Genomic DNA, 19612 nt, shown 5'->3' on the forward strand with positions numbered 1-19612 from the left:
CCGCCGCGCCCTAGAGATAACCGCCTGAGGGAGGTTAGAACTTCTCTTCATAAGAAAAAGCGGCCTGCTCCCGCAGCCGCCCCTTCTTCCACCAGCTGGCCTTCCGCCGGCGGTTCCATCTTTATGCTTCCCTTGGTCAGGACAAACGCGCATCCTTGGTACATCCGAAGCTACACCGCTCCTACCTTCTGCCGGTATCCGATCTTCTCCTTGACTGCCGGCTCCTGCACCGGCACAGCCTGCTCCACAGCGGCAGGGGCGACATCTCTGGCTTCGGCATCGCCAGCAAGGCCATACGGGAAGCATAGCGGGGCGCCTGTGCGCGGGTCGGGAACAATGTCCGCCCGGATAGCGAATACTTCATGCAGCATGTCGCAGGTGATGACCTCGGCCGGACTGCCCTCCACGATCAGATCGCCGTGCTTAATCGCCACAATATGGTGGGCATAGAGCGAAGCATGGTTCAGGTCGTGGACAACCATGACGATCGTCCTGCCTTCCTCACGGTTCAACCGCTCCAGCAGCTTCAGCACCTCGAGCTGATGCGCCATATCCAGGAAGGTCGTCGGTTCGTCCAGAAACAAAATATCCGTGCCTTGGGCAAGCGCCATGGCGATCCAGGCGCGCTGACGCTGTCCGCCGGACATCTGGTCGATCGGACGGTCGGCGAATTCATTCATCCCCGTCACCTCCAGCGACCAGGCGATCATCTCCTTGTCTTCCTTGGTCATCGAGCCGAAGCCCTTCTGATGAGGGAACCGTCCGAACGAGACGAGCTCACTGACCGTCAGCCCTTCCGGTGAAACCGGATTTTGCGGCAGCATCGCCAGCTGCTTGGCGACTTCCTTCGTCTGCATCTGATGAATCGACTTGCCGTCGAGGAACACGCCTCCCTTATGAGGCCTCATGATCCTAGCCATTGTCTTCAAAATCGTCGATTTGCCGGAGCCGTTGGCGCCCACAAGCGCTGTTATCTTCCCGCTCGGAATACCGACATTTAGCGAATTAACGATCATTCTTTCTCCATAGCCGATCTGAAGCCGCTCTGCGAATAATCGGGACATGATATTCTCTCCTTGCGTATGTAAGGTATCTATTTCAAATGTGATAATGATTCTCATTATTGGATACTATCAATGATAATGCTTATCAATATCACTGTCAACGTCTAATTCGCCGATTCTTTTAGGCCACCGGAAATCATTTTCGATGCCATCCCGACAAAAACGCCCTCTGCAGGCCTTATCGGCTCACAAAGGGCGTAAGATTCGTTTATTTTTGCGTAAATGTCAACGAAAGAAGAGCATCGTTCAGACGCTTCCACTGCTCATCGGTCTTTACCGCATCGTTGATGCGCAGACGTATGAAGTAGACGATGCCGTCCTTCTCAAACACATACTCCTGCTGGGTATAAGGAATATTGCGCGCCTTGTATTGCGTGGCGAATTTCTTCACGCTAAGGCCGAACAAGTCCTCATCCGTGGTTGTATACGTATAAGCGGAGTCGACTTCGGCATTCTTCTTATGCTCCTTCTCCAGAGCGTTCAGCCTGCTCTGCAGATCTCCCGAGTCCTCAGCCGCGATCGTCAGTCCGCCCCCCTCGAAGAGGAATGATTTGACAGGCGAATCCTTATCGCCGCCGTATCCGCCGTACCAGACCTCCGGCGTTTTCACGGTATACCGATACTTCTTGTTCGTATACGTAGTCGTCCGGCTTTTGTCCAGAAGATCCGCCTCGTCCTGAATAAATCCAAGCGAACGGTTGGCCGTTTCCTTCGGGAAGTGGATAGACGCCTTGAGGGCTTCCGAAATGTCATCCATTTCCTCCAGATCCGCATGATCGGGATAGAACATGGCGAGCTCGTACTTGTACTTGTCTTTGATCAGATAGATTACGCGGATATGCCGCCACTTGTCGCCCATCGTGTACGAATACAGGCCCTCCATAGCCGGAACGCCATCGATCGTAATTTCCCGGCTCCCTTCCACCTTGCGGTAGTCGGCTACGTAGCCTTCGGCGAATCTTTGCTCGTCCCGCTCGGTCCATGCCTTCAGCGTATCGCCCGAGGCAGCCGACGTCACGGTAATCATCAGCGACTTTTCTTCGTCCTCGCTGTGGTAGTTCAAGCTGCTGCCCCATCCGCCGCCGTCCCAGTCCGCCGGCACATCGAAGGCGATGCCGTATTCCGTAACGACCGTCTCGGTGGCCTGATGCACGGAAATATCCTTCAGGCCCGCATTTTTCTCGTCGTAAGAAAGCACGAATGATTCAAGCAGATCATTGAAGCTATTGCGTTTGAAGCTGTTGTTATACAGCTCCTCGCTATAGACGGTTAGCATAATATGAAACACTTTATCTCCCCGCAGGAAGACCCGGCTCTGATAAATCTCCCCGCCATACCCGCCTTTACCGACCAGAATGGCGTATGGGTTCGTCTTCTCATTCACATAGCGCTTCTCCAGAATCGTATCGCCATAGTGATACTCGTCCAGCTTACGAAGCAGTCCCAGCGGAGAAAGATCGGCGCTTTGATCGTTCTCAATGGAGATATCGATCGAAAACTCGCCCTTGGCGTCCGAGAACGACACGCTCTGCCCGTCTGCGTCCTGGTCCCGCTTGATCAGGCCTGCCGGGTATTTCATCGACCAGCCGTAATAGCTGTCGCCGATATGCGTCTTACCCTGATCGGCGTCGATATAAGAGCCGCTCGCATCCTGCACGAGCGAGGTTGTGCTGGACTCGTCTTCGCCCAGAGTAACCTCAGTCACCCGCTGAACGCCCCCCGAACTCAGCGTCAGCTTCACTTTCTGCTCGGGCAAATAATTCTTGAGCGCTTCATTATATTGTACCAGCGTGCCGGTAGGCGCCGAGTCGATGGAGAGAAGCACATCGCCTTGCTTGATTCCTGCCTTCGCGGCCGGCGAGTCCGGCTCGACATAAGTTACCTCAAGCCCGTTGCTGGAAGGAATGCCGACGACGGCTTCCCAGCTTTCTCCGAGCTCGACGCCCAGATAAGACCGCTTGACCTTGCCGTATTTGAAAAAATGATCGAGCACATGCTGTACCGTATGGACCGGAATCGCAAAGCCGAGGCTGTCCACGCCGTACTCGACATACTTCAGCGTGTTGATGCCGATAACTTCGCCCTTCATGTTGAGCAGCGCTCCGCCGCTGTTGCCCGGATTGATGGCCGCGTCGGTCTGGATGAGCTGATACTTCGATTGGACGGACCGCTCCATCCCGCTGACGATACCGTACGTTACGGAATTACGCAGCGCAAAAGACAGCGGCGTCCCGATCGCCATGACCGGCTCGCCCACCCGGATATCCGAAGGACTCGCGAACGTTGCAGTCGCAAGGCCCGTCGCTTCGATCTTGACCAGCGCGAGATCGCTCTCCTCATCGTAATGCGTTGTCTTGCCCGTATACGACTTGCCGTCAGACAGCACGATTGTCATATTATGCATATCCTTGACAACATGCGCATTCGTCAATATGTATCCGTTGCTTCGGACGATGACCCCCGTACCGTGCGCCAGATTGTAGCGGCTTGCCTCCCACACCTTCTTGCTGTCGACCGGCTTGCCGATAATAGCAACGACCGAGGAGGTCGTCTGCTCGATGACCGCCGGGATCGCGTGCCGGTCCTCCGCCGCTCCCGCATAGGCCACGACCGGCGATGCAAGCGCAGTCAGCAGCAGCGCCGCAGCGGTAGCATGCGCTACTTTGCGGCTAAACTTTGTAAGCTTCTTCATTCAGGCGTCTCCCTCTGGCTCTATAATGAAACCTACTAATAAGTTATTATAATCTACCTTATTTTACAATGATTACTTCGGTAATATGGTAGGGTTGTTGATTAACCAATTAATGGAATAATAGGCCGCCTCTAGGTAATCGTTAGTACACCCAATACAAACGATCCGAGGAGGCGACCTCATGGTTAAGTCTACCATGTTCCCAGAAGAGCAGGTTCGTGAAGTAGCGAAAAGTGCAGGTTATGTCGATACAGCGCGAACGTTTACCATTCATAAGCTTTTGTTGTTCTTTGGCCAATCGTCCCTTCAACAGTGGAAAGGGTTTCGTGACGGCGAGCATCGGGCGTCGGGATGCGGGCTTGAAGCAGCGGGCCATTCCACCATCTCCAAGAAAGCCAAGGCTGTCCAGTATAAGCTCTTTAAGATGCTCTTTGAACAGATGCTGGGTACCTGTTCTCGTCCGTCAAGCGAAAACTCAACATTCCCAAGTCCTTGCTGATTCTGGATTCCACCAAAATTACGACCGGATCCGGCCGGTTGCCTTGGGCGCCGATGAGGGGCAAGTGCGCCGGTATCAAGCAGCATACGGCCTACTTGCCGGACCATGGACGATCGCATAAGGTGGTGGAATCGACCGGAAACGAGTCGGATTTCATTTTGAGCGAACAATTGCTGGATCATCGCTATATTATCGTCGGCGACCGGGCATACGGCGCCCACAAACGATTCGATCGCTACCTGACGGAACGTCAACATTTGTTGTTCGGCTGAGAGACCGTACGGTGTTTAAAGAGGTGCGACATCGTACACGCAAACGGCCGCCGGAATCCCCTATCGAGCAAGATTTTACGTGCATCCTGGGTACGGGCGAGAGCAAATCGGAGCACCGGCATAGGGTTGTGATTCTTAAGGATGACGAAGGCAATCCTGTGATCCTGGCCACCAGTTTGGTGTGATTGCCTGCCAAAACCATTGCCGAGATCTACAGAGAACGGTGGCAGATTGAGGTGTTCTTTCGTTGGATCAAGCAGCGCCTCAATCTCTCCACGCTGTTTGGCACTACGCTCAATGCGGTATACGGTCAGCTATTTACGGCCTTACTTATTTACGTTCTGCTCAAACACTTGTTTGACGAGGTAAGCCCCCTTGTACCGTCACTTGAGCAAACGTGGTTCGCTACATTCGTCAGACTGTTAGGCATTCATGACCTTTCAGCCGCTTGGACACTACAGTTGTGGCTATACACACGCGACAAGCTTGTTACAAAATATGGTTAATCAACAGCCCTGCAAAAACTGCGAAACCGTCGGACGTAACTAGTTAGTGGGGTGAGTGGATTCGGAGAAACCGCGAAAACCGCGGGGCGCAACTGGCCCGCGCGGCACACGGTAGCGGACGATTCGATGGTTCCAACCGGGCCGTGGTGGGGGCACACAGACACGACCATGAGCACGTACACAGCCACGGCGACACCCATGACCACGAGCATGCACACGGTCACGGCCACGCGCACGACCACGAGCATGTGCACGATCACAGCCACACGCATTGCCACGAGCACACGCATGACCGCAGCCATTCAGACGACAATTGAGCTTGGCTCCCGAGGCGGGCAGTGCCAGCGGTGGCCGCCAGCCGCCCCACGCCACACGCCCGTGCTCGACGTCAGCTGGCGCCGCCATATATCACCGCCATCCAGCGGCGCCGGGTGCCAGGTCGAAACGGGCCAGCCGTTCCATGCACACCAGTCCCGGCCCCCGTTTAGCCGATGGTGAGGACGATTTTCCCGCGGCCGTGTCTCGTTTCGATGGCCCGGTGAGCATCGCCGACCCGATCCAGCGGGAAAGTCTCCCGGATCTGGATGTGCAGTTTGCCCCTGGAATGCAGTTCGACCAGTTCTGCAAGGCGGGCTGCCGAGCGTTCGCCGCGGATGACGCGAAGGCCGAGCTCCTCGATGAGGTCATAGGCGAAGAACGTGCATACCCGTTGCCTGTCCTTCACCAAGTCCACCGCAGCCCGAATCCCCTCGCCTCCGGCCGTATCGAATGCAGCGTCGACGCCGTCCGGCGCAATCGCCCGTACCCGCTCGGCCAGACCTGCTTCATACGTTACCGGAACGGCGCCCAACGAACGAAGGTAATCGTGGTTCGGCTCGCTGGCGGTACCGATGACGGTCTTAGCCCCCCACTCCTTCGCCAGTTGTACGGCAAAAGCCCCCAGCGATCCGGCCGCGCCATTGATGAATACGGTGTCGCCCGGCCCGACGCCGATGGCCTTCAAGGCGATATACGCCCCCTGGCCGTTGCCGGTCAACCCTCCCGCCTCTTCCCAGCTCATACTCCGGGGCTTGCTTACGATCTGGTCTACGCCCACGACCACGTATTCCGCGTAACAATTCAGCAGGGCGAAGCCGAGCACCTCGCTGCCTGCGTGAAAGCCGGTTACGCCTTCGCCCACTTGATCGATGATGCCCGCGAATTCGTTACCCGGAATTTGCGGCAGTTGAACCGAGACACCCGGCGGCGCCCAGCCGCTCCGTACGCTGCAATCGTAATGCTGTACGCCGGCCGTTTTCAACCGAACCCTGACTTGTCCCGGACCTGCCTTCGGATCGGGAACCGACATGACCTCCATTACCTCGGGTCCCCCGTACGAACGAAATGCTGCTGCTCTCATGCTATCATCCTCCTTTGTTTTTCCCTATTTGCTACGTCGTTAGCGTAACGTTTTTAATGCGCCGCTCCATGCGATTAGCTGATCCAACATGGCGTTTATTTTATCCGCGTGCAGTTCGGCGGGTTTAAATGTGTTGAAATTCTCAAAATCCGTAAATATCGACAGCGTCGGATGGGCGCGAACGTCCGCGACGAGCAATTCTCCCAAGATTCCGCGTAAATGCTCGGCCGCGCGGGCTCCGCCCGTTGAACCGTAACTAACGATGCCGGCTGCCTTGTTGTTCCACTCATCCCGCGCTGAGTCCAGCGCATTTTTCAATACACCCGTAATGCTGTGATTGTATTCCTGGACAATAAAGACGAACCCGTCCAGACCGGAAAGCTTTGCCGACCAGGCGGCCAAGCCAGGCTCCTCCCCCGTGCCTTCACCGAAAAACGGCAATCTATAGTCAGCAATATCTACGATTTCATAATGGACGTCTCCTCTTCGATCCGCAATTTCTTTCACCCAATTGCCAACTTGCGGGCTTACGCGTCCCTGGCGTGTGCTTCCCAGAATAATGCCGATGCTTAGCGGCTTCATTTCGATTCCTCCCCAATTGCTCTTTATAAAAAATCATCTTTCCCAACGGCAGGCTTCGCTCTGCCAAACTGCAGGTAATAGATCAACAAAATGCCCGCATGCAAAGCCGCAAGAACCAGATAAATATTGCTGTACACGGACGCTGCCGGATGCGAGTTCGCCGAATTCCAGTGGATGCCCGCGCCTTGGTCGACCATTTTGGCGTAAACACTCGCCGCGATGGCGCCGGAAACAAAGTTCAGCATCGCAAGCAGCCCCATGCCTGCGCCTGTTTGCTCTTTCGGCAGCGAGCGGGAAATCGCACTATTCCGGTCGCCAGGAATGCAATCGTCAGCCCAAACGAATAGCTTTTGTCCCGGAACAGGCCCGGCTTGATGAACGGGTCCGGCACAGAGCGGATTCTTGCGATGAACAGGACGAACAAAGCCAGGCATCCGGCGGCGGATATCCACGCCTGATTCGTAATCGCCAGCAGCAGCAAGGCTACAGTCCCGGCAAGCAATCCGCCTCCCAGCCAATCAATCCGGCCTGAATGCTCAGGCATATCATTCAATTGTTTGCGGTAGAAAGGCAGCGTCAGCAAGGTGAACAGCGGCATGCAGAACAGCCATCGCCAGTGAACGACGCTCACGAGCAAAGCGGCGACGACAGGCCCGATCGCACTGCCGAGCGCAAGGCCGGTCATGGCAATGCCGAGTGCCCGCCCGCGGCTTTCCGGCGGGAAATACCGGACCGGGATAATGCCCGCTGTGGCGGGAATGACCGCTGCACCTGCAGCTTGCAGCACCCTGCCGAGAAGAACGGTCTCATAGTGCCGGGCGGACAGCCCGACCAGCGAGCCTAGCGCAAAGAAGAGAAGCCCGAAGGTAAGCAAATGTTTGAGTTTATACGTATCGGCCAACCTTCCGTAGGTCATCGTTCCGATCGCATAAATCAATAAAAAGGCGGAGGACACCCAACTGACCTGCGATAAGGATAGATCGAATTCTGCGGCAATTTCCGGCAGCACAATATTGAACATCGTTGCGCTCATGACGGAAATGACCAACGTGAAGGCTAGAATCCGAATCAACTTGTCGCCGGATTGCTGCTGGACTGCGGCTTTCATGGTGGTGAGCTCTCCCTCCTTTCCTCTCCACTCTCTCTGCGTCCTTTCATACGCAAAGCGTATTGCTTTCCTCTCCTGGTTTATTTTACAATCGCAATAGAATAAACAAAAATATATCTTTTAATATATAGGCTATATACTTCAGTATATGGGAGGGTGACGCGTATGGAGCTGCTGCAGCTGCGGTATTTTCAAACGGTGGCACGGATGGAGCACATGACGAAGGCGGCTCAGGAGCTGTGCATTGCGCAGCCGGCGCTGAGCAAAACGATATCAAGGCTGGAGGACCACGTTGGCATTCCTTTATTCGACCGGCACGGAGGGCGGATTCGCCTGAATGCGTTCGGCAAGGCGTTTCTGGATAAAGTGGAGAAGGCGCTGGCCTTATTGGATGAAGGAAAAAAAGAAGTGTCCGAGCTGGCGGGACTCGAACAAGGCAGCATTCACCTCGCGACATCGACACTGGACCGGCTATCGGATGCGCTTGGCGATTTTCTCGCGCTTCATCCGGATGTCAACTTTCGGATTACACAGGCTTCGATGGAGGAAATGACGCAATTGGTGGAGGCAGGCGAGGTGGACATGATCTTTACAATACTGCCGATCGATCGGCCCGACATTCGCACGGTATCCGTCCTGCAAGAAGAGGTATATTTGGCAGTTCCCCAAGGACACCGCTTTGCCGGAAGAAAGGGCATCCGCTTGAACGAGCTGGCGGAGGAGCCGTTTATCGGGTACAAGGAAGGTTTTCCCATTCAGAAAATGAACGATTTGTTTTTTCGGGAAGCCGGGATTGCGCCCAACTTCGTCTGCCGGGTCGACGAGCCTGCCGGGATCGCAAGTCTTGTCCGGGCCGGGCTGGGCGTTGCGCTTGTCGGAAATTGCGGCGGCCCGAACTCCCCGATGAGCCTGCTGCCTATCGAGTTTCCCGTTTGCCGGCGCAATTTCCAAATCGCATGGCACGAGAAGCGGTACCTCTCCCTCGCTGCGCGCAAGTTTCGCGACTTTCTCATCGGATACTTTACCGAATCAGCGAAAACGGGTTGAGCTGCGCTGCCTTGCCGGCCTTAATGAAAAAGACGGTTTCAGCCGATCAAATAATTAGTATTAGGAAAAGAAGATAGTTAAGTATCTTTCGTTGGATAAAAGGAGCCCACTGCCCGTGCCGGAGACATCAGAGCTTTTTAAGAGCAAACAACTGGAACAGAAGTACATGGACGCTTACGCAAAAACGCTGTCCCTGTGGCCGGTCCCTTACGAATCGGTATACGTTGAAACCAGCTATGGAACGACTCACGTATTGGTTTCCGGTCCAACAGACGGAAGTCCGGTCATGCTGCTAAATGGCTTCGGATTCAGCGCGACAATGTGGTATCCGAACGTACAGGCGCTTGCCACCAATCATCGTGTCTATGCTGTCGATGTGATCGGAGAGTTTAATCGAAGCGCTGCCAAAAAACATTTTACCGCGAAAGCGGATTACGTGAATTGGCTTGTGGAATTGCTGGACCGGCTTGGAATTGAACAAGCTGATTTTATCGGTCACTCTAACGGCGGCTGGCACGTGCTGAACTTCAGCATGCAGGCACCGCACAGAGTGAGAAAGATCGTCCTTCTCGCTCCTGCCGCGTCATTCGCACCCTTCACGAAGCAATTCGGCATTCGGCTGCTGGCGGCGAACGTTCTCAAATTTCGTCCCGTCATCATTGATTTCTGTGCCAAATGGTTCATCGGAAAAGAGAACCGGGGCAACGTCAGCGATCACTTAATTGAGCAATTCTATCATGGCATCAAAGGCTTTGGTTGGAAGCACAAAGTGCTGATCCCCTCTGTATATCGCAATGAAGAATTGCAGTCGATTGCCAAGCCGGCTCTCCTCATCATTGGAGAGAAGGAAGTCATCTACGATTACAAACGTGCGCTTGCCAGAGCCAAGCAACTGATCCCGCATATTCAAACCCGTTCGATTTCCGGCGTAGGGCATGGAACGAATATTGAAAAGCCGGAATACGTGAATCAGGAAATGGTTGATTTTTTGAAATCGAAATAAAAGAAGTCCTGATGATCAAGAATCCCTTGATTCATCAGGACTTTTTGGATTTACAAGAGGCTAAGCTCACGGTCTACCTTTAAAACGAAAAACGATCCAGCCGGCGGCGATCAGCAGCACGGCGATTCCGGCAGCGCCGAGCCGGCCGGACCGCCGAAGCGGCGGGCGCAAGCCCCTCGCCGAGCTCGGCCAACTGCTACGCCTGGGACAGCGGCTTGGTTCCCTCGCAGATGCCGGTTTCCAGACGGTCCGGATCCCTACTGGCGAAGATAAGGTACGATTCGCCCACTGCAAAGCGCTCGTAACCGCAGCTGGCCGAGCTCCAGGCCGTATAGACGGCCGTCTTACGCTCCAGCTGCTCCTGCGTGCCCGGAAGCGCCGCACAGGAGCAGGCCTTCGCCCGCCCGGGCGCGAGCATCGCCGCCAGCCCCGCCAACACCAGACAACCCGCCAGAAACAGAAAGTCTCTCTTTCGCATGCTCTCACCTCACCTTTACGACCGCGCCAACGCGCCGGGTTGTTGCTCGGGAGCTTCAGCTTTCTTTCGACGCCCTGTCTCGAAACGCCATTCGGACCTCGTCATAGACGTCCTTGAGCGGAACGCCGTGCCGCGCGGCGGCGGCTTAGCATTCGCGGAATTCAGGCGCATATTGAACGAGCTCGCCCTGATAGTAGCCGACCTTGACCGACACCGGCCCTGAACAGCCAGTCGGTAATCGCGGACGTGAGCTCGGGACTCATATCGTCGAGGTTCGCCTGCAGCAGCATTCCCTCGTCCACATGCTCCTCCCAGTGGTCGTGCATGCCGGTTCACCTCTCTTTTCCGCCATCATAGCAAGCGCGCCGCGCCTTTGTCCATGCGACTGAGGATGGGGCATTCCGTAACTGCGGGAAAGTGCGGCCTTCCGGTCGCTGTTGAGATCGGATTTCTATTATTAGACTGACTAAAGCGGAAGAAATCTAGGGCTTTTCCGCCCGTCCGATCTAGGGAAGACGCTCGCTTCAGAAATATTAGGTTGACCTTATGGAGACATGGCGATATGATAAGACTGAATTTATTGATAATGATTATCATAATCATTAGAATGCTAGTACTCCAAACCATTTTAAAGTAAAGGCGGCTACTATTGTGCACATCACCCAATTCCCCCGATCTATTCTCGCAGTCATTCTCCTTCTGGCGGTTGCTGTCGGATGCTCCTCACGTCCGGCTGCCGATTCTCCCAATCCTTCCGCTGCAGGCTCCGGCTCCGCGACGGCGGCAGCTTCTGCCGAGCCGAGGGTTGTTCGTCATCTCAAAGGCGAAACCACTATCGAAGGCGAACCTTCCAAGATTGCCGTGCTCGACTATCGTCTTGCCGATTCCATGCTGGCGCTTGGTGCGAAGCCTTACGCCATGACGACCTATCTCGGCTCTACCGATACCGAATATCTAGAGGGCAAGCCCCTTGAGGGCGTGAAGAACCTGGGGGACAAGACCAATCTGGAGGCCGTGCTGGATGCAGCCCCCGACCTGATCATCGCCCGCAAAGGCGATGAAGCCATCTATGACCAGTTGAACAAAATCGCGCCGACAATCCTGCTTGAGGAAACCGGCGATTGGCGGAAGGACTTGCGGTCCTTCGCCGACATTCTCGGCAAAAGCGAACAGGCCAGCCAGTGGCTTCAGCAATACGAAGGCAAGGCGACCGAGGCGAAGAACAAGCTTGCAGCTGCTTCCGCTGCCGGGAAGACCGTCGCTATTCTTCGCGTCCTTGAGAAGGAATACCGTGTCTACGGAACCAGTCCGCAGCTCGGCGGCATTGTGTATGGCGACCTGGGGCTGCAGGCGCCGGATAGCGTCAAAGCCATCAAGAAGTTTCAGGCGATATCTATGGAGTCGCTGCCGGAGTTCGATGCGGACTTCCTGTTCGTCCAAGTCGGATTCCCTGCTGTCGGAGGCGACAAGGAAGCGGAGAAGAAATTCGACGAGCTCAAGCAAAGCTCCCTTTGGAGAAATCTCAAAGCCGTTAAGAACGACCAAGCCTTCGTACTCCCCTATTGGACATTGCGCGACTTCCCGCTCATTAATGAAAAGGCGCTGGAGTTGGTCACGCGCAAGATGACGGGCAAATAAACAAACCCCGCCTTCAACGATGCTGAAGGTGGGGTCCTACTTCTTTTGCCATGACTGGAGGGGAGATGGCTTCGCTAGCGCAGCACCTTGTCAATCAGTCCGTAAGCCTGCGCTTCATCCGCTGACAGGAAATGATCGCGGTCCGTATCGCGCTGAATCTTCTCCAGCGGCTGGCCGGTCCGTTCGGCGAGAATGCCGTCCAGCGTACGGCGGGTCTTCAGAATATGCTCGGCCTGAATGGCGATATCCGAGGCTTGCCCCCGAACCCCGCCGCCGCCGACCCATGGCTGATGGATCATCACCTCGGCATTGGGCAGCGCGATCCGTTTGCCTGGCGCCCCTGCTGCTAGCAATACCGCACCGAAGGAAGCCGCAAGTCCCACGCAGATCGTCGAAATATCCGGCTTGACGAACTGCATCGTATCGTAGATGGCCAGCCCCGAGGAGGTAGAGCCCCCCGGGCAATTGATATAAAGATGAATATCCTTCTCCGAGTCTGCCGCCGTCAAGAACAACAGCTGGGCGATCACCGCGTTGGCTGTCTGATCATCGATGGCACTGCCGAGGAAGATGATCCGGTCCTTCAGAAGCCGCGAATAAATATCGTAGGAGCGTTCTCCTCGCCCGCTTTGCTCGACTACCATAGGAATATAGCTCATCGTTTTCCCTCCTTCAAGGTTCAAATGAATGCCTGCGTCCCACTGCTCTATACTGCACTGCGCAGCTCTACGCCGCGCTGCACAGCCTGCCGGACATGGAACTCCGCATCTGCTGTCCGAAGCCGGACGACGTTACCCGGATTACCGGACCCGCTTCTCCCTCGGCACCTTGACCAGTATACAGCTCATGCACCGTCGCCTCTCCGGAGCTGTTGCCCTGCCCCCGTCGCGATTCCCATATAATCGTCGGCGCCGCTCCTTGCCTCTCGGCCCTAGTCGAAGCTTCCGACAGCTGTCTGGCTGACCGCATTCCCTCATCCCCTTTCATCGTTTCGGCACGCTTTGGGTTGATCCAGCTTCTATCCATCAGTTCCGCCCCTCCTTCTCCTCTGGCTCCGGGTAGACGGCCGTCATCACGCGGAAGCCGGCTCCCCGCCCGCTCGTTCTGTACTTCTCGGCCAATGTGCGGACCGCCTCCGCATAATCGCGGATAAAGGCCTGTCTGGCTGCTTCATCGGGCAAATAAACCTCCGTTTCCAGCACGGCGCTCGGTACTTCCTCCTCATCGGCCACTTCCATCAATCTCATCGCATCGCCACGCATACGCTCGGAGGCTGTGATCAGATGGCGCAGCGATCCTTGATCCTTCATCCGCTGCACCACGTCATCCGGCCACCCGAACGAGTCGGGTATCAGATACGTCCTTGCGATCGATTGATAGAGCACCTCAACCAGATTTTTGACCTGCCTTGTTCCGCTCCGCCGGATCAAGCCTACCTTCTCCAGCGCCTTCAGATGGTAGTTCACCTTCTGCGGCGTCTCGCTCAGCTGCCTTCCCACCTCGGAGGCCGATGCCGGCTCACAGAGCAAGCGCAGCACTTCGGCTCGCAGCGGATTCAGCAGCGCGATCGCTTGCTCGGCCGATTCCAGCCGATACACATCCTGTACGCGTCCATCGGGGTTAGTCATGAGCACCACCATACAAATTTATTTTTACGTAAACTTATATTATTACGAATCCGCTTGTCTTGTCAAATTTCTCAACAAAAAAATGCGGTCTCCCGGGACATCGACCCCCGGCAAGACCGCATCTTAGCTTATCGACCGTACAAAAACTGTCCAAGAGCCTCTGGATAACCGGCCCCTGCGATTACCTGCAGTCCGGGTCCGATAACCCATGTACCTACACCCGCTCCACCGACACGCCTCGCTCGCTGGCCCGCCGGGCCAGCTCCTCCGCCGCTCCGGCGAATTCCCGCTCGTCGCGGATATCGAAGATATGGTAGCCCCATCTTCCACGCATATGAAGGTGCAGCTGCCGGCGCTTGGCGAGTATCCCGAGCTTTGTCATATCGGCCCATGCGTATTCCCGCTTGCCGTAGCGGATGCCCCGGCTGTCCGCCGATAAGTGACGGGACCGCATCGCCAGCCCAAACATCACGCCGCCGATGATCAGCCAGAGCAGGATAACAGCTATCGGCCATGCCCCCCAGTCCCTATCAGCGCGGTTCAGCATGATAACTCCGACCGTCATCGGCGCCGTCATCAACGGCACCATGGCCGCTACCAGCGTAGTTTGCGCTACCTTCACCGTGTACCCCTGTTCCCGATTCTGCATCGCGTATTCCTCCTTCTTTTCTCCCTCGTTCCAGGCGAACACCGGCGATTGTTTACCGTCCGAACCATCCAAACCGATTCCGCCCGGTATCTCCGTCTTCCACGTATGACCTGAGGCTCCTACTTGCCCAGCACCCACTTATCCTTGCTGAACATCGCATAGGCCGCCGCGAATCCTGCGCCGATGAGCACCAGCGAGCTGCCTAAGACCAACAGCAGACTAGACAGGGAGAAGATGCCGTAGATCAGTTCCTTCAGCAGAGCGAAGATGTTCATGAAAGGAATCAGGAAGTGAATCGGCGTCAGCTCGTTCGGTGCCAGACCGATCAGCAGGAAGTATGGAATCATCCCGACGAACATGATCGGAGACATGTAGCTCTGTGCTTCCTTATAGCTTTTCGCTATGATGCTGATGATCATCTGCAGCGTAGCGAACAAGGCCGAGAAGAGCACGATCCCGAGAATCGCGGACAGCATCAGCGCCGCCGTTCCCTCGCCGTAATCCAGCACCGTAGCCATCCTCTCCGTCAGCAGCTTGGTCACGACCACGAACGCCAGGATCGAGAAGATGCCGCTGACCGTCCCCAGCGTGGAGATCGTCAGCCACTTGGCGACGATGAGGCGGAGGCGGCTGACCGGGGTGATCAGCAGCGCTTCCATCGTCTTGCGTTCCTTCTCCCCGGCGAACAGATCAGTAGCCGAAGGCATCCCCCCCAGCATCACCGACAAGGTAATGATCAGCGAGAACAGCATGGAGATCATCATGGTCGCCATCTCGCCGCCCCCCTCCAGCTGCCGGACATCGAGCACGAACGGCTTCACCTGCTGAGGATCGACACCCGCCTTAGTCAGACGCGTCTCCACCAGTGCCCTTTCTTTCTCCGTAAACCGTTCCTTCAGCAGATCGACCGCCCTGGAAACATTCATGCTTGACGAGTCGGCATACAGCTTCACTTCGGCTGGGGTACCCTTCTCCAGTTTGGCTGCGAAGTCCGGCGCCAGCTCGAGCGCAATCTGCACATCGCCCTTCACGGCCGCCTCCTGCGGATCAGCCAGCTTCGTCCACTCGACACCCGGCATCGAGGACAGCCATTGCCAGGTGGCTTCGTCGGTCGTTTGCGCTATGCCGACCTTAGCCGTCACCTCTTGTTCCTCCCGGAAGAACAAGTTCTCGTACAGCAGCGACATGCCCGAGATCAATAAAACAGGCAGGAAAATGCTCAACATCAACGTCCGCCGGTCGCGGATACTATCCTTCAATTCCTTTTTAAAAATCCCCCAGATCATCCTGCATTCCCCCTGACCAGCCGCGACATCATAATATAATTCAGGTCCTTGCTCTGCTCGGCTTCGTACAGCTCGTCCAGCGATCCGTTATAGACCAGCTCGCCTTTATGGATCATGATGACCGAGCGGCAGAGCAGTTGGACCTCCTCCATGATATGGCTGGAGAAAATAATGGTCTTGCCCTCCCCGCGCAGCTGATGGATCAGTTGGCGGAACATATTGGCCGAAGTGATGTCCAGCCCCGTCGTCGGCTCATCGAACAGAATGACCTCGGGGTCATGAAGCAAAGTGCGCGCGATGGCCACCTTCTGCCTCATTCCCTTGGAGAAGCCTCCGACCTTACGGTTGATATACTCCTTCATGCCGAACTTCACGGTCAGCGACTCGATACGCGTCTTTGTCTCACGGGCGCTCAAGCCGTATAGCATCGCGAAATACTCCAGATTTTCTCTCGCCGACAGCCTCTCGTATAAGCCGGTCTCCCCGCCGAACAGCACGCCGATCCGCTTCTTCACTTCCATCGGCTGCCGGATCGTATCGAAGCCCGCTACCGAAATATGGCCGGACGTGGGCTCCAACAGCGTCGCAATCATGCGCAGCAGCGTGGTCTTCCCTGCCCCATTCTCACCGAGCAGGCCGACAATATCCCCCTGCTGCACCTCCAGCGAAATCGAGCGCGCCGCATGTACCGTCTCTTTTTTGACTGAAAATGCTTTACTCACCTCATCCACCTTGATCATGTCCTAATCCTCCTCTTCTTCTCCCGCCGTCTCCTGCTTCTTCTCCCTCTCGGTCGGTCTTCATATGCTTATCATAGCCGATCCTATGCCGGTGTCTACGAACATGTCGCCAATCGTCCTTTTGCTGTCGCGAATAGGGAGCATCATGTATAATGGGATTGAATGCCAGCTGCAGCATACCTTGACACAGGAGCGGATACACCATGATTCGAGTCGGCTTGGTCGATGACCAACCGTACGATCTGGAGAAGCTGACGGCCATAGTCGGACAGCTCGACGAGGCCGAGATCGTTTTCGCCACGCAGGACCCCGAGGAAGCCTACCGGGAAGTCAAGAAGGACAAGATCGACCTCCTGATTGCCGATATCGAAATGCCCGGGCTCTCCGGCTACGAGCTGGCCCACTTCGTACACTCCTACGCGCTGAAGACCACCGTTATCTTCGTTACCGGGCACAGCGGCTATGCCGTTCATGCCTTCGAAATTCAAGTGCATGATTATATCATGAAGCCCTACACACGCGAGCGGCTCCTCCAGTCCGTACAGCGCTTTGCCGAGAAGCGGCGGAAGCAGGATTCGGCTCACGGCAACCTGATCATCAAGCAGAAGGCCGAGATCCATGTGATCCGCAAGCCGGACATCATCTTCATCGAGCGCACGGGACGCACGACGACCATCGTCACGACAGGCGACACGTATGAGACGTACCAGCCGCTCGCAGAGCTTGAGGAAAAACTGGTGGAACGCGACTTCTTTCGCTCTCACCGTTCGTTTATTATCAACATCCATCATGTCAAAAACTTCAGTCTGTACTCCAAGCATTCCTACTCGATCGCCTTCTATCCGACCAAGCAAACGGCCATGATGACGAAAGATAAAATGGAGGAATTCCAGTCGAAGTACTTTTAATAGAGAGAAAGGAGGTGCCTCGATGGCTGTTGTCTGGACCGGGCTGGCCGCGGAACGAATCAGCCTTGCTGCGGGGGGAGCCAAAGGTGAAGCCGTCGCCTCTTCAGCTGTAGGAGCCGCAGGAGTCGTAGCAGCCGTCAGTGCGGCGGGGGCCGTCCTGACGGTTCTTCTGGTCTGGGCGTTTCTTGCGGCAAGGCGCTGGAAATCCCGGGCGCTGTCTCTGGACCACGCCAACAGCCTGCTGATCGCCCAGCAGGCCATGATGGAGAAGACGCTGGTCCAGGTCCGCTCAGAGCGGCATGAATTCCTGAAGCATCTGCGTGCTATCGAGCATTTGTCGCAGGAGGAAGGCGGCGCGGATGTGGAGCGCTACGTGCGCGAGCTGACCGGCGATACGAGGCGCATCCATGCACCGCTTCAGGGGGAGAAGGGCCATATGGCCTCGCTGCTGGCCTATGTCGCTGAGGAAGGTGAGGCGCACGGCATCGATGTCCGCCTCGAGCTGGACGTGCCGCTGTCCGCGCTGCCCATCGGCCTGATCGAGCAGACCAAGCTCGCCGGCAATCTGCTCGATAACGCATTGGAGGCGGCCAAGCGCTGCCTGCTTGCGGGGAATGCCGTTCCCCGCCATGCCCATAGCGAGGCCGTCATCGGAATCTCGACCTCCAGGCGCAGCGGTCTGTACGTGCTAGAGGTGAGGAACTCCACTCTGCCACTGCCGGGCGACATGCTGGATAGTCTGTTCCAGCGTCCCGTAGCCTCGACCAAGCAAGCCGGCAACGCATCGAGGCGGGGCATCGGGACCTATGTGGTCGCCGATACCGTCCGGCGGCATCGGGGCCATCTCGATTTCGTCTACGAGTCGGGGATGATGACGATTAAAGTGAAGCTGCCGGTTCTCGCGGAGGAAGCCGAGCTGCCGGGAAAATAATCATGACAGAAGGAGGCTCTACGAATGGAGCCAGCCAAACGTTTGTACTCATTGTGGGATCATGGAGAAGAACTGGACCTGGGGAATTCCAGAGCTCGTCAGGCTGAGTGGAAGGGCCGCCAGGCTTTATTTCTGAATGGAACCAACTCTCCCGTGTTTATCAAGGAGGAGATTCCCTTCAAGTCCTATCGCCTTCAAGCCGAGGTGGCTATTCCTGAGGAGGTTGGCTTCATCGGATTGATCTTTGGGGCCCGCGATACCTCCAACTATGAGCTGGTGTATATGCCCCCCGTAGAAATACAATACGATCCGATCATGAACGGGTCCATGACCTGGCAGATCTATAATGGACCTGCCTACCAGAAGCCGCTGCCGGATACCACAGGCGAATGGCATACCTTCACGGTCGAGGTTCATCCGCACGGAGCCGCCGTTTATTTGGACGACAGCCCTGAGCCGCAGCTCGTCATCTCCAACCTGCAGCACGGAGCTTCGGCGGGAAGGATCGGCTTTTGGAACTTTTTGCCCAGCTACATCCGCAATCTCTCTGTAGAGGAAATTGAACCCGCTGCCGTTGAACAAAGAAGCGCGCTATCGGGGTATCTGCCGTCCGAAACCCTGGTCACCGAATGGCAGGTATCCCAGCCTTATCTACACGGTTGCCCGCCTACTGCCGGACAACCGTGGACGAAGGCCGTCGTCGAGGAGAACGGAACCCTCAACATCAATCGGCTGTATAAGGCTGAACCCGGGGCGACGCTCGAAGCCAGAGCTGAAATTACACTGGCAGAGGAGAAGGAGACGCTGTTATCCTTCGGCTTCAGCGACCATCTCCGTTTGTGGATAAATGAGCAGGAAGTCTACCAAGGGAAATCGCTTTGACAGCCTCCCGCGAGTGACGGACGCATACGCATCGACTTCCATAAGGTTCCTGTAACGTGGAAGGCCGGGGTCAACACCATTCGTGCCGAAGTCACGCAAATGGAAGGTTTTGGCTGGGGATTGACGGTGCGGACCGGCTTACCCGGTGTGAAATAGCCGTCCCGCTCGCCCGAATAACGAACCCTGGTTCCTCTGTCAAGCAAGTGTGGAGACTCCAGGAGAAGCCTCCACACTTGCTTGGCTCATCGCTACCTGCTTATTTCACCTCCGCCAACCTGGCTCGGCTCTTGCCGCCATGCG

The 19612-nt window shown here is 56.1% G+C and carries 23 protein-coding genes; 9 read left to right on the forward strand and 14 right to left on the reverse strand.

Annotation, left to right across the window (positions count from 1 at the left end):
* Nucleotides 1-170: 170 nt before the first annotated feature.
* Nucleotides 171-1064, reverse strand: coding sequence for an ABC transporter ATP-binding protein (locus GSF01_RS21020; protein WP_159887265.1), 894 nt, complete (start codon nt 1062-1064; stop codon nt 171-173).
* 208 nt (nt 1065-1272) lie between these two features.
* On the reverse strand, nt 1273-3756 hold the full coding sequence (locus GSF01_RS21025) for a S1C family serine protease (protein ID WP_159887266.1): 2484 nt from the start codon (nt 3754-3756) through the stop codon (nt 1273-1275).
* Between the two features lie 181 nt (nt 3757-3937).
* On the opposite strand from GSF01_RS21025, the gene GSF01_RS21030 reads away from it, so the two are divergent.
* From GSF01_RS21030 to GSF01_RS30435, 3 genes are all read left to right on the forward strand, one after another.
* The gene (locus GSF01_RS21030; protein WP_159887267.1) at nt 3938-4255 is read left to right on the forward strand and encodes a hypothetical protein; all 318 of its coding nucleotides are present in this window, start codon (nt 3938-3940) and stop codon (nt 4253-4255) included.
* Nucleotides 4249-4527, forward strand: coding sequence for a transposase (locus GSF01_RS21035; protein WP_159887268.1), 279 nt, complete (start codon nt 4249-4251; stop codon nt 4525-4527). Before GSF01_RS21030 ends, GSF01_RS21035 begins: the two co-directional genes overlap by 7 nt.
* Before the next feature lie 236 nt (nt 4528-4763).
* Complete coding sequence (locus GSF01_RS30435; RefSeq protein ID WP_407945785.1) at nt 4764-5033, forward strand: hypothetical protein; 270 nt, start codon at nt 4764-4766, stop codon at nt 5031-5033.
* A 484-nt stretch (nt 5034-5517) separates the two neighbouring features.
* Here the strand turns inward: GSF01_RS30435 and GSF01_RS21045 are convergent, their stop codons facing one another.
* Genes GSF01_RS21045 through GSF01_RS21055 form a run of 4 tightly spaced genes read right to left on the reverse strand, consistent with a single transcriptional unit; the run spans nt 5518 to nt 8122 of the window.
* A complete protein-coding gene (locus GSF01_RS21045; protein ID WP_159887270.1) occupies nt 5518-6432 on the reverse strand; it encodes an NADP-dependent oxidoreductase in 915 nt (304 codons plus the stop codon).
* A 39-nt stretch (nt 6433-6471) separates the two neighbouring features.
* Nucleotides 6472-7014, reverse strand: coding sequence for an NADPH-dependent FMN reductase (locus GSF01_RS21050; protein WP_159887271.1), 543 nt, complete (start codon nt 7012-7014; stop codon nt 6472-6474).
* Between the two features lie 23 nt (nt 7015-7037).
* Nucleotides 7038-7259, reverse strand: a complete 222-nt coding sequence (locus GSF01_RS30605) for a hypothetical protein (protein ID WP_456238669.1) — start codon at nt 7257-7259, stop codon at nt 7038-7040.
* Complete coding sequence (locus GSF01_RS21055; RefSeq protein ID WP_456238670.1) at nt 7253-8122, reverse strand: MFS transporter; 870 nt, start codon at nt 8120-8122, stop codon at nt 7253-7255. Before GSF01_RS21055 ends, GSF01_RS30605 begins: the two co-directional genes overlap by 7 nt.
* A gap of 165 nt (nt 8123-8287) precedes the next feature.
* On the opposite strand from GSF01_RS21055, the gene GSF01_RS21060 reads away from it, so the two are divergent.
* Both GSF01_RS21060 and GSF01_RS21065 read left to right on the forward strand, forming a co-directional pair.
* Nucleotides 8288-9169 carry a LysR family transcriptional regulator gene (locus GSF01_RS21060; protein ID WP_159887272.1) on the forward strand — a complete coding sequence of 294 codons (882 nt, stop codon included), beginning with the start codon at nt 8288-8290 and terminating at the stop codon, nt 9167-9169.
* 115 nt (nt 9170-9284) lie between these two features.
* The gene (locus GSF01_RS21065; protein ID WP_159887273.1) at nt 9285-10172 is read left to right on the forward strand and encodes an alpha/beta fold hydrolase; all 888 of its coding nucleotides are present in this window, start codon (nt 9285-9287) and stop codon (nt 10170-10172) included.
* A 196-nt stretch (nt 10173-10368) separates the two neighbouring features.
* Here the strand turns inward: GSF01_RS21065 and GSF01_RS21070 are convergent, their stop codons facing one another.
* Nucleotides 10369-10650, reverse strand: coding sequence for a hypothetical protein (locus GSF01_RS21070; RefSeq protein ID WP_159887274.1), 282 nt, complete (start codon nt 10648-10650; stop codon nt 10369-10371).
* Nucleotides 10651-10811: 161 nt separating this feature from the next.
* Complete coding sequence (locus GSF01_RS29800) at nt 10812-10976, reverse strand: LarC family nickel insertion protein (protein WP_235941653.1); 165 nt, start codon at nt 10974-10976, stop codon at nt 10812-10814.
* Nucleotides 10977-11301: 325 nt separating this feature from the next.
* On the opposite strand from GSF01_RS29800, the gene GSF01_RS21080 reads away from it, so the two are divergent.
* Nucleotides 11302-12288 (forward strand): ABC transporter substrate-binding protein, encoded by a 987-nt coding sequence (locus tag GSF01_RS21080; protein WP_159887275.1) that lies wholly within the window; start codon nt 11302-11304, stop codon nt 12286-12288.
* 74 nt (nt 12289-12362) lie between these two features.
* Here the strand turns inward: GSF01_RS21080 and clpP are convergent, their stop codons facing one another.
* From clpP to GSF01_RS21110, 6 genes are all read right to left on the reverse strand, one after another.
* On the reverse strand, nt 12363-12947 hold the full coding sequence (gene clpP, locus GSF01_RS21085; protein ID WP_159887276.1) for an ATP-dependent Clp endopeptidase proteolytic subunit ClpP: 585 nt from the start codon (nt 12945-12947) through the stop codon (nt 12363-12365).
* 67 nt (nt 12948-13014) lie between these two features.
* Complete coding sequence (locus GSF01_RS21090; protein WP_159887277.1) at nt 13015-13314, reverse strand: hypothetical protein; 300 nt, start codon at nt 13312-13314, stop codon at nt 13015-13017.
* Nucleotides 13314-13916 (reverse strand): winged helix-turn-helix domain-containing protein, encoded by a 603-nt coding sequence (locus GSF01_RS21095; protein ID WP_159887278.1) that lies wholly within the window; start codon nt 13914-13916, stop codon nt 13314-13316. The genes GSF01_RS21090 and GSF01_RS21095 overlap by 1 nt, the downstream gene beginning before the upstream one ends.
* 214 nt (nt 13917-14130) lie before the next feature.
* Nucleotides 14131-14637, reverse strand: a complete 507-nt coding sequence (locus GSF01_RS21100) for a hypothetical protein (RefSeq protein WP_159887279.1) — start codon at nt 14635-14637, stop codon at nt 14131-14133.
* Between the two features lie 47 nt (nt 14638-14684).
* A complete protein-coding gene (locus tag GSF01_RS21105; RefSeq protein ID WP_159887280.1) occupies nt 14685-15851 on the reverse strand; it encodes an ABC transporter permease in 1167 nt (388 codons plus the stop codon).
* Nucleotides 15848-16591: an ATP-binding cassette domain-containing protein gene (locus tag GSF01_RS21110; RefSeq protein WP_159887281.1), complete on the reverse strand. Its 744-nt coding sequence runs from the start codon at nt 16589-16591 to the stop codon at nt 15848-15850. Before GSF01_RS21110 ends, GSF01_RS21105 begins: the two co-directional genes overlap by 4 nt.
* A 203-nt stretch (nt 16592-16794) precedes the next feature.
* On the opposite strand from GSF01_RS21110, the gene GSF01_RS21115 reads away from it, so the two are divergent.
* Genes GSF01_RS21115 through GSF01_RS21125 form a run of 3 tightly spaced genes read left to right on the forward strand, consistent with a single transcriptional unit; the run spans nt 16795 to nt 19312 of the window.
* Nucleotides 16795-17499: a LytR/AlgR family response regulator transcription factor gene (locus GSF01_RS21115; RefSeq protein ID WP_159887282.1), complete on the forward strand. Its 705-nt coding sequence runs from the start codon at nt 16795-16797 to the stop codon at nt 17497-17499.
* Nucleotides 17500-17521: 22 nt separating this feature from the next.
* The gene (locus GSF01_RS21120; protein ID WP_159887283.1) at nt 17522-18430 is read left to right on the forward strand and encodes a sensor histidine kinase; all 909 of its coding nucleotides are present in this window, start codon (nt 17522-17524) and stop codon (nt 18428-18430) included.
* A gap of 24 nt (nt 18431-18454) precedes the next feature.
* Nucleotides 18455-19312, forward strand: coding sequence for a LamG domain-containing protein (locus GSF01_RS21125; RefSeq protein ID WP_159887284.1), 858 nt, complete (start codon nt 18455-18457; stop codon nt 19310-19312).
* Nucleotides 19313-19612 lie beyond the last annotated feature (300 nt).

Origin of the sequence: Paenibacillus puerhi (assembly GCF_009846885.1) — a bacterium.
Taxonomy (GTDB): domain Bacteria; phylum Bacillota; class Bacilli; order Paenibacillales; family NBRC-103111; genus Paenibacillus_G; species Paenibacillus_G puerhi.

Excerpts from the sequence above, each read along its gene's own strand:
- GSF01_RS21020 (WP_159887265.1), bottom strand. The coding sequence starts at position 1,064 with ATGTCCCGATTATTCGCAGAGCGGCTTCAGATCGGCTATGGAGAAAGA.
- GSF01_RS21025 (WP_159887266.1), bottom strand. The coding sequence starts at position 3,756 with ATGAAGAAGCTTACAAAGTTTAGCCGCAAAGTAGCGCATGCTACCGCT.
- GSF01_RS21030 (WP_159887267.1), top strand. The coding sequence starts at position 3,938 with ATGGTTAAGTCTACCATGTTCCCAGAAGAGCAGGTTCGTGAAGTAGCG.
- GSF01_RS21045 (WP_159887270.1), bottom strand. The coding sequence starts at position 6,432 with ATGAGAGCAGCAGCATTTCGTTCGTACGGGGGACCCGAGGTAATGGAG.
- GSF01_RS21050 (WP_159887271.1), bottom strand. The coding sequence starts at position 7,014 with ATGAAGCCGCTAAGCATCGGCATTATTCTGGGAAGCACACGCCAGGGA.
- GSF01_RS30605 (WP_456238669.1), bottom strand. The coding sequence starts at position 7,259 with ATGCTGAACTTTGTTTCCGGCGCCATCGCGGCGAGTGTTTACGCCAAA.
- GSF01_RS21055 (WP_456238670.1), bottom strand. The coding sequence starts at position 8,122 with ATGAAAGCCGCAGTCCAGCAGCAATCCGGCGACAAGTTGATTCGGATT.
- GSF01_RS21060 (WP_159887272.1), top strand. The coding sequence starts at position 8,288 with ATGGAGCTGCTGCAGCTGCGGTATTTTCAAACGGTGGCACGGATGGAG.
- GSF01_RS21070 (WP_159887274.1), bottom strand. The coding sequence starts at position 10,650 with ATGCGAAAGAGAGACTTTCTGTTTCTGGCGGGTTGTCTGGTGTTGGCG.
- GSF01_RS29800 (WP_235941653.1), bottom strand. The coding sequence starts at position 10,976 with ATGCACGACCACTGGGAGGAGCATGTGGACGAGGGAATGCTGCTGCAG.
- clpP (WP_159887276.1), bottom strand. The coding sequence starts at position 12,947 with ATGAGCTATATTCCTATGGTAGTCGAGCAAAGCGGGCGAGGAGAACGC.
- GSF01_RS21090 (WP_159887277.1), bottom strand. The coding sequence starts at position 13,314 with ATGGATAGAAGCTGGATCAACCCAAAGCGTGCCGAAACGATGAAAGGG.
- GSF01_RS21095 (WP_159887278.1), bottom strand. The coding sequence starts at position 13,916 with ATGACTAACCCCGATGGACGCGTACAGGATGTGTATCGGCTGGAATCG.
- GSF01_RS21105 (WP_159887280.1), bottom strand. The coding sequence starts at position 15,851 with ATGATCTGGGGGATTTTTAAAAAGGAATTGAAGGATAGTATCCGCGAC.
- GSF01_RS21110 (WP_159887281.1), bottom strand. The coding sequence starts at position 16,591 with ATGATCAAGGTGGATGAGGTGAGTAAAGCATTTTCAGTCAAAAAAGAG.
- GSF01_RS21115 (WP_159887282.1), top strand. The coding sequence starts at position 16,795 with ATGATTCGAGTCGGCTTGGTCGATGACCAACCGTACGATCTGGAGAAG.
- GSF01_RS21120 (WP_159887283.1), top strand. The coding sequence starts at position 17,522 with ATGGCTGTTGTCTGGACCGGGCTGGCCGCGGAACGAATCAGCCTTGCT.
- GSF01_RS21125 (WP_159887284.1), top strand. The coding sequence starts at position 18,455 with ATGGAGCCAGCCAAACGTTTGTACTCATTGTGGGATCATGGAGAAGAA.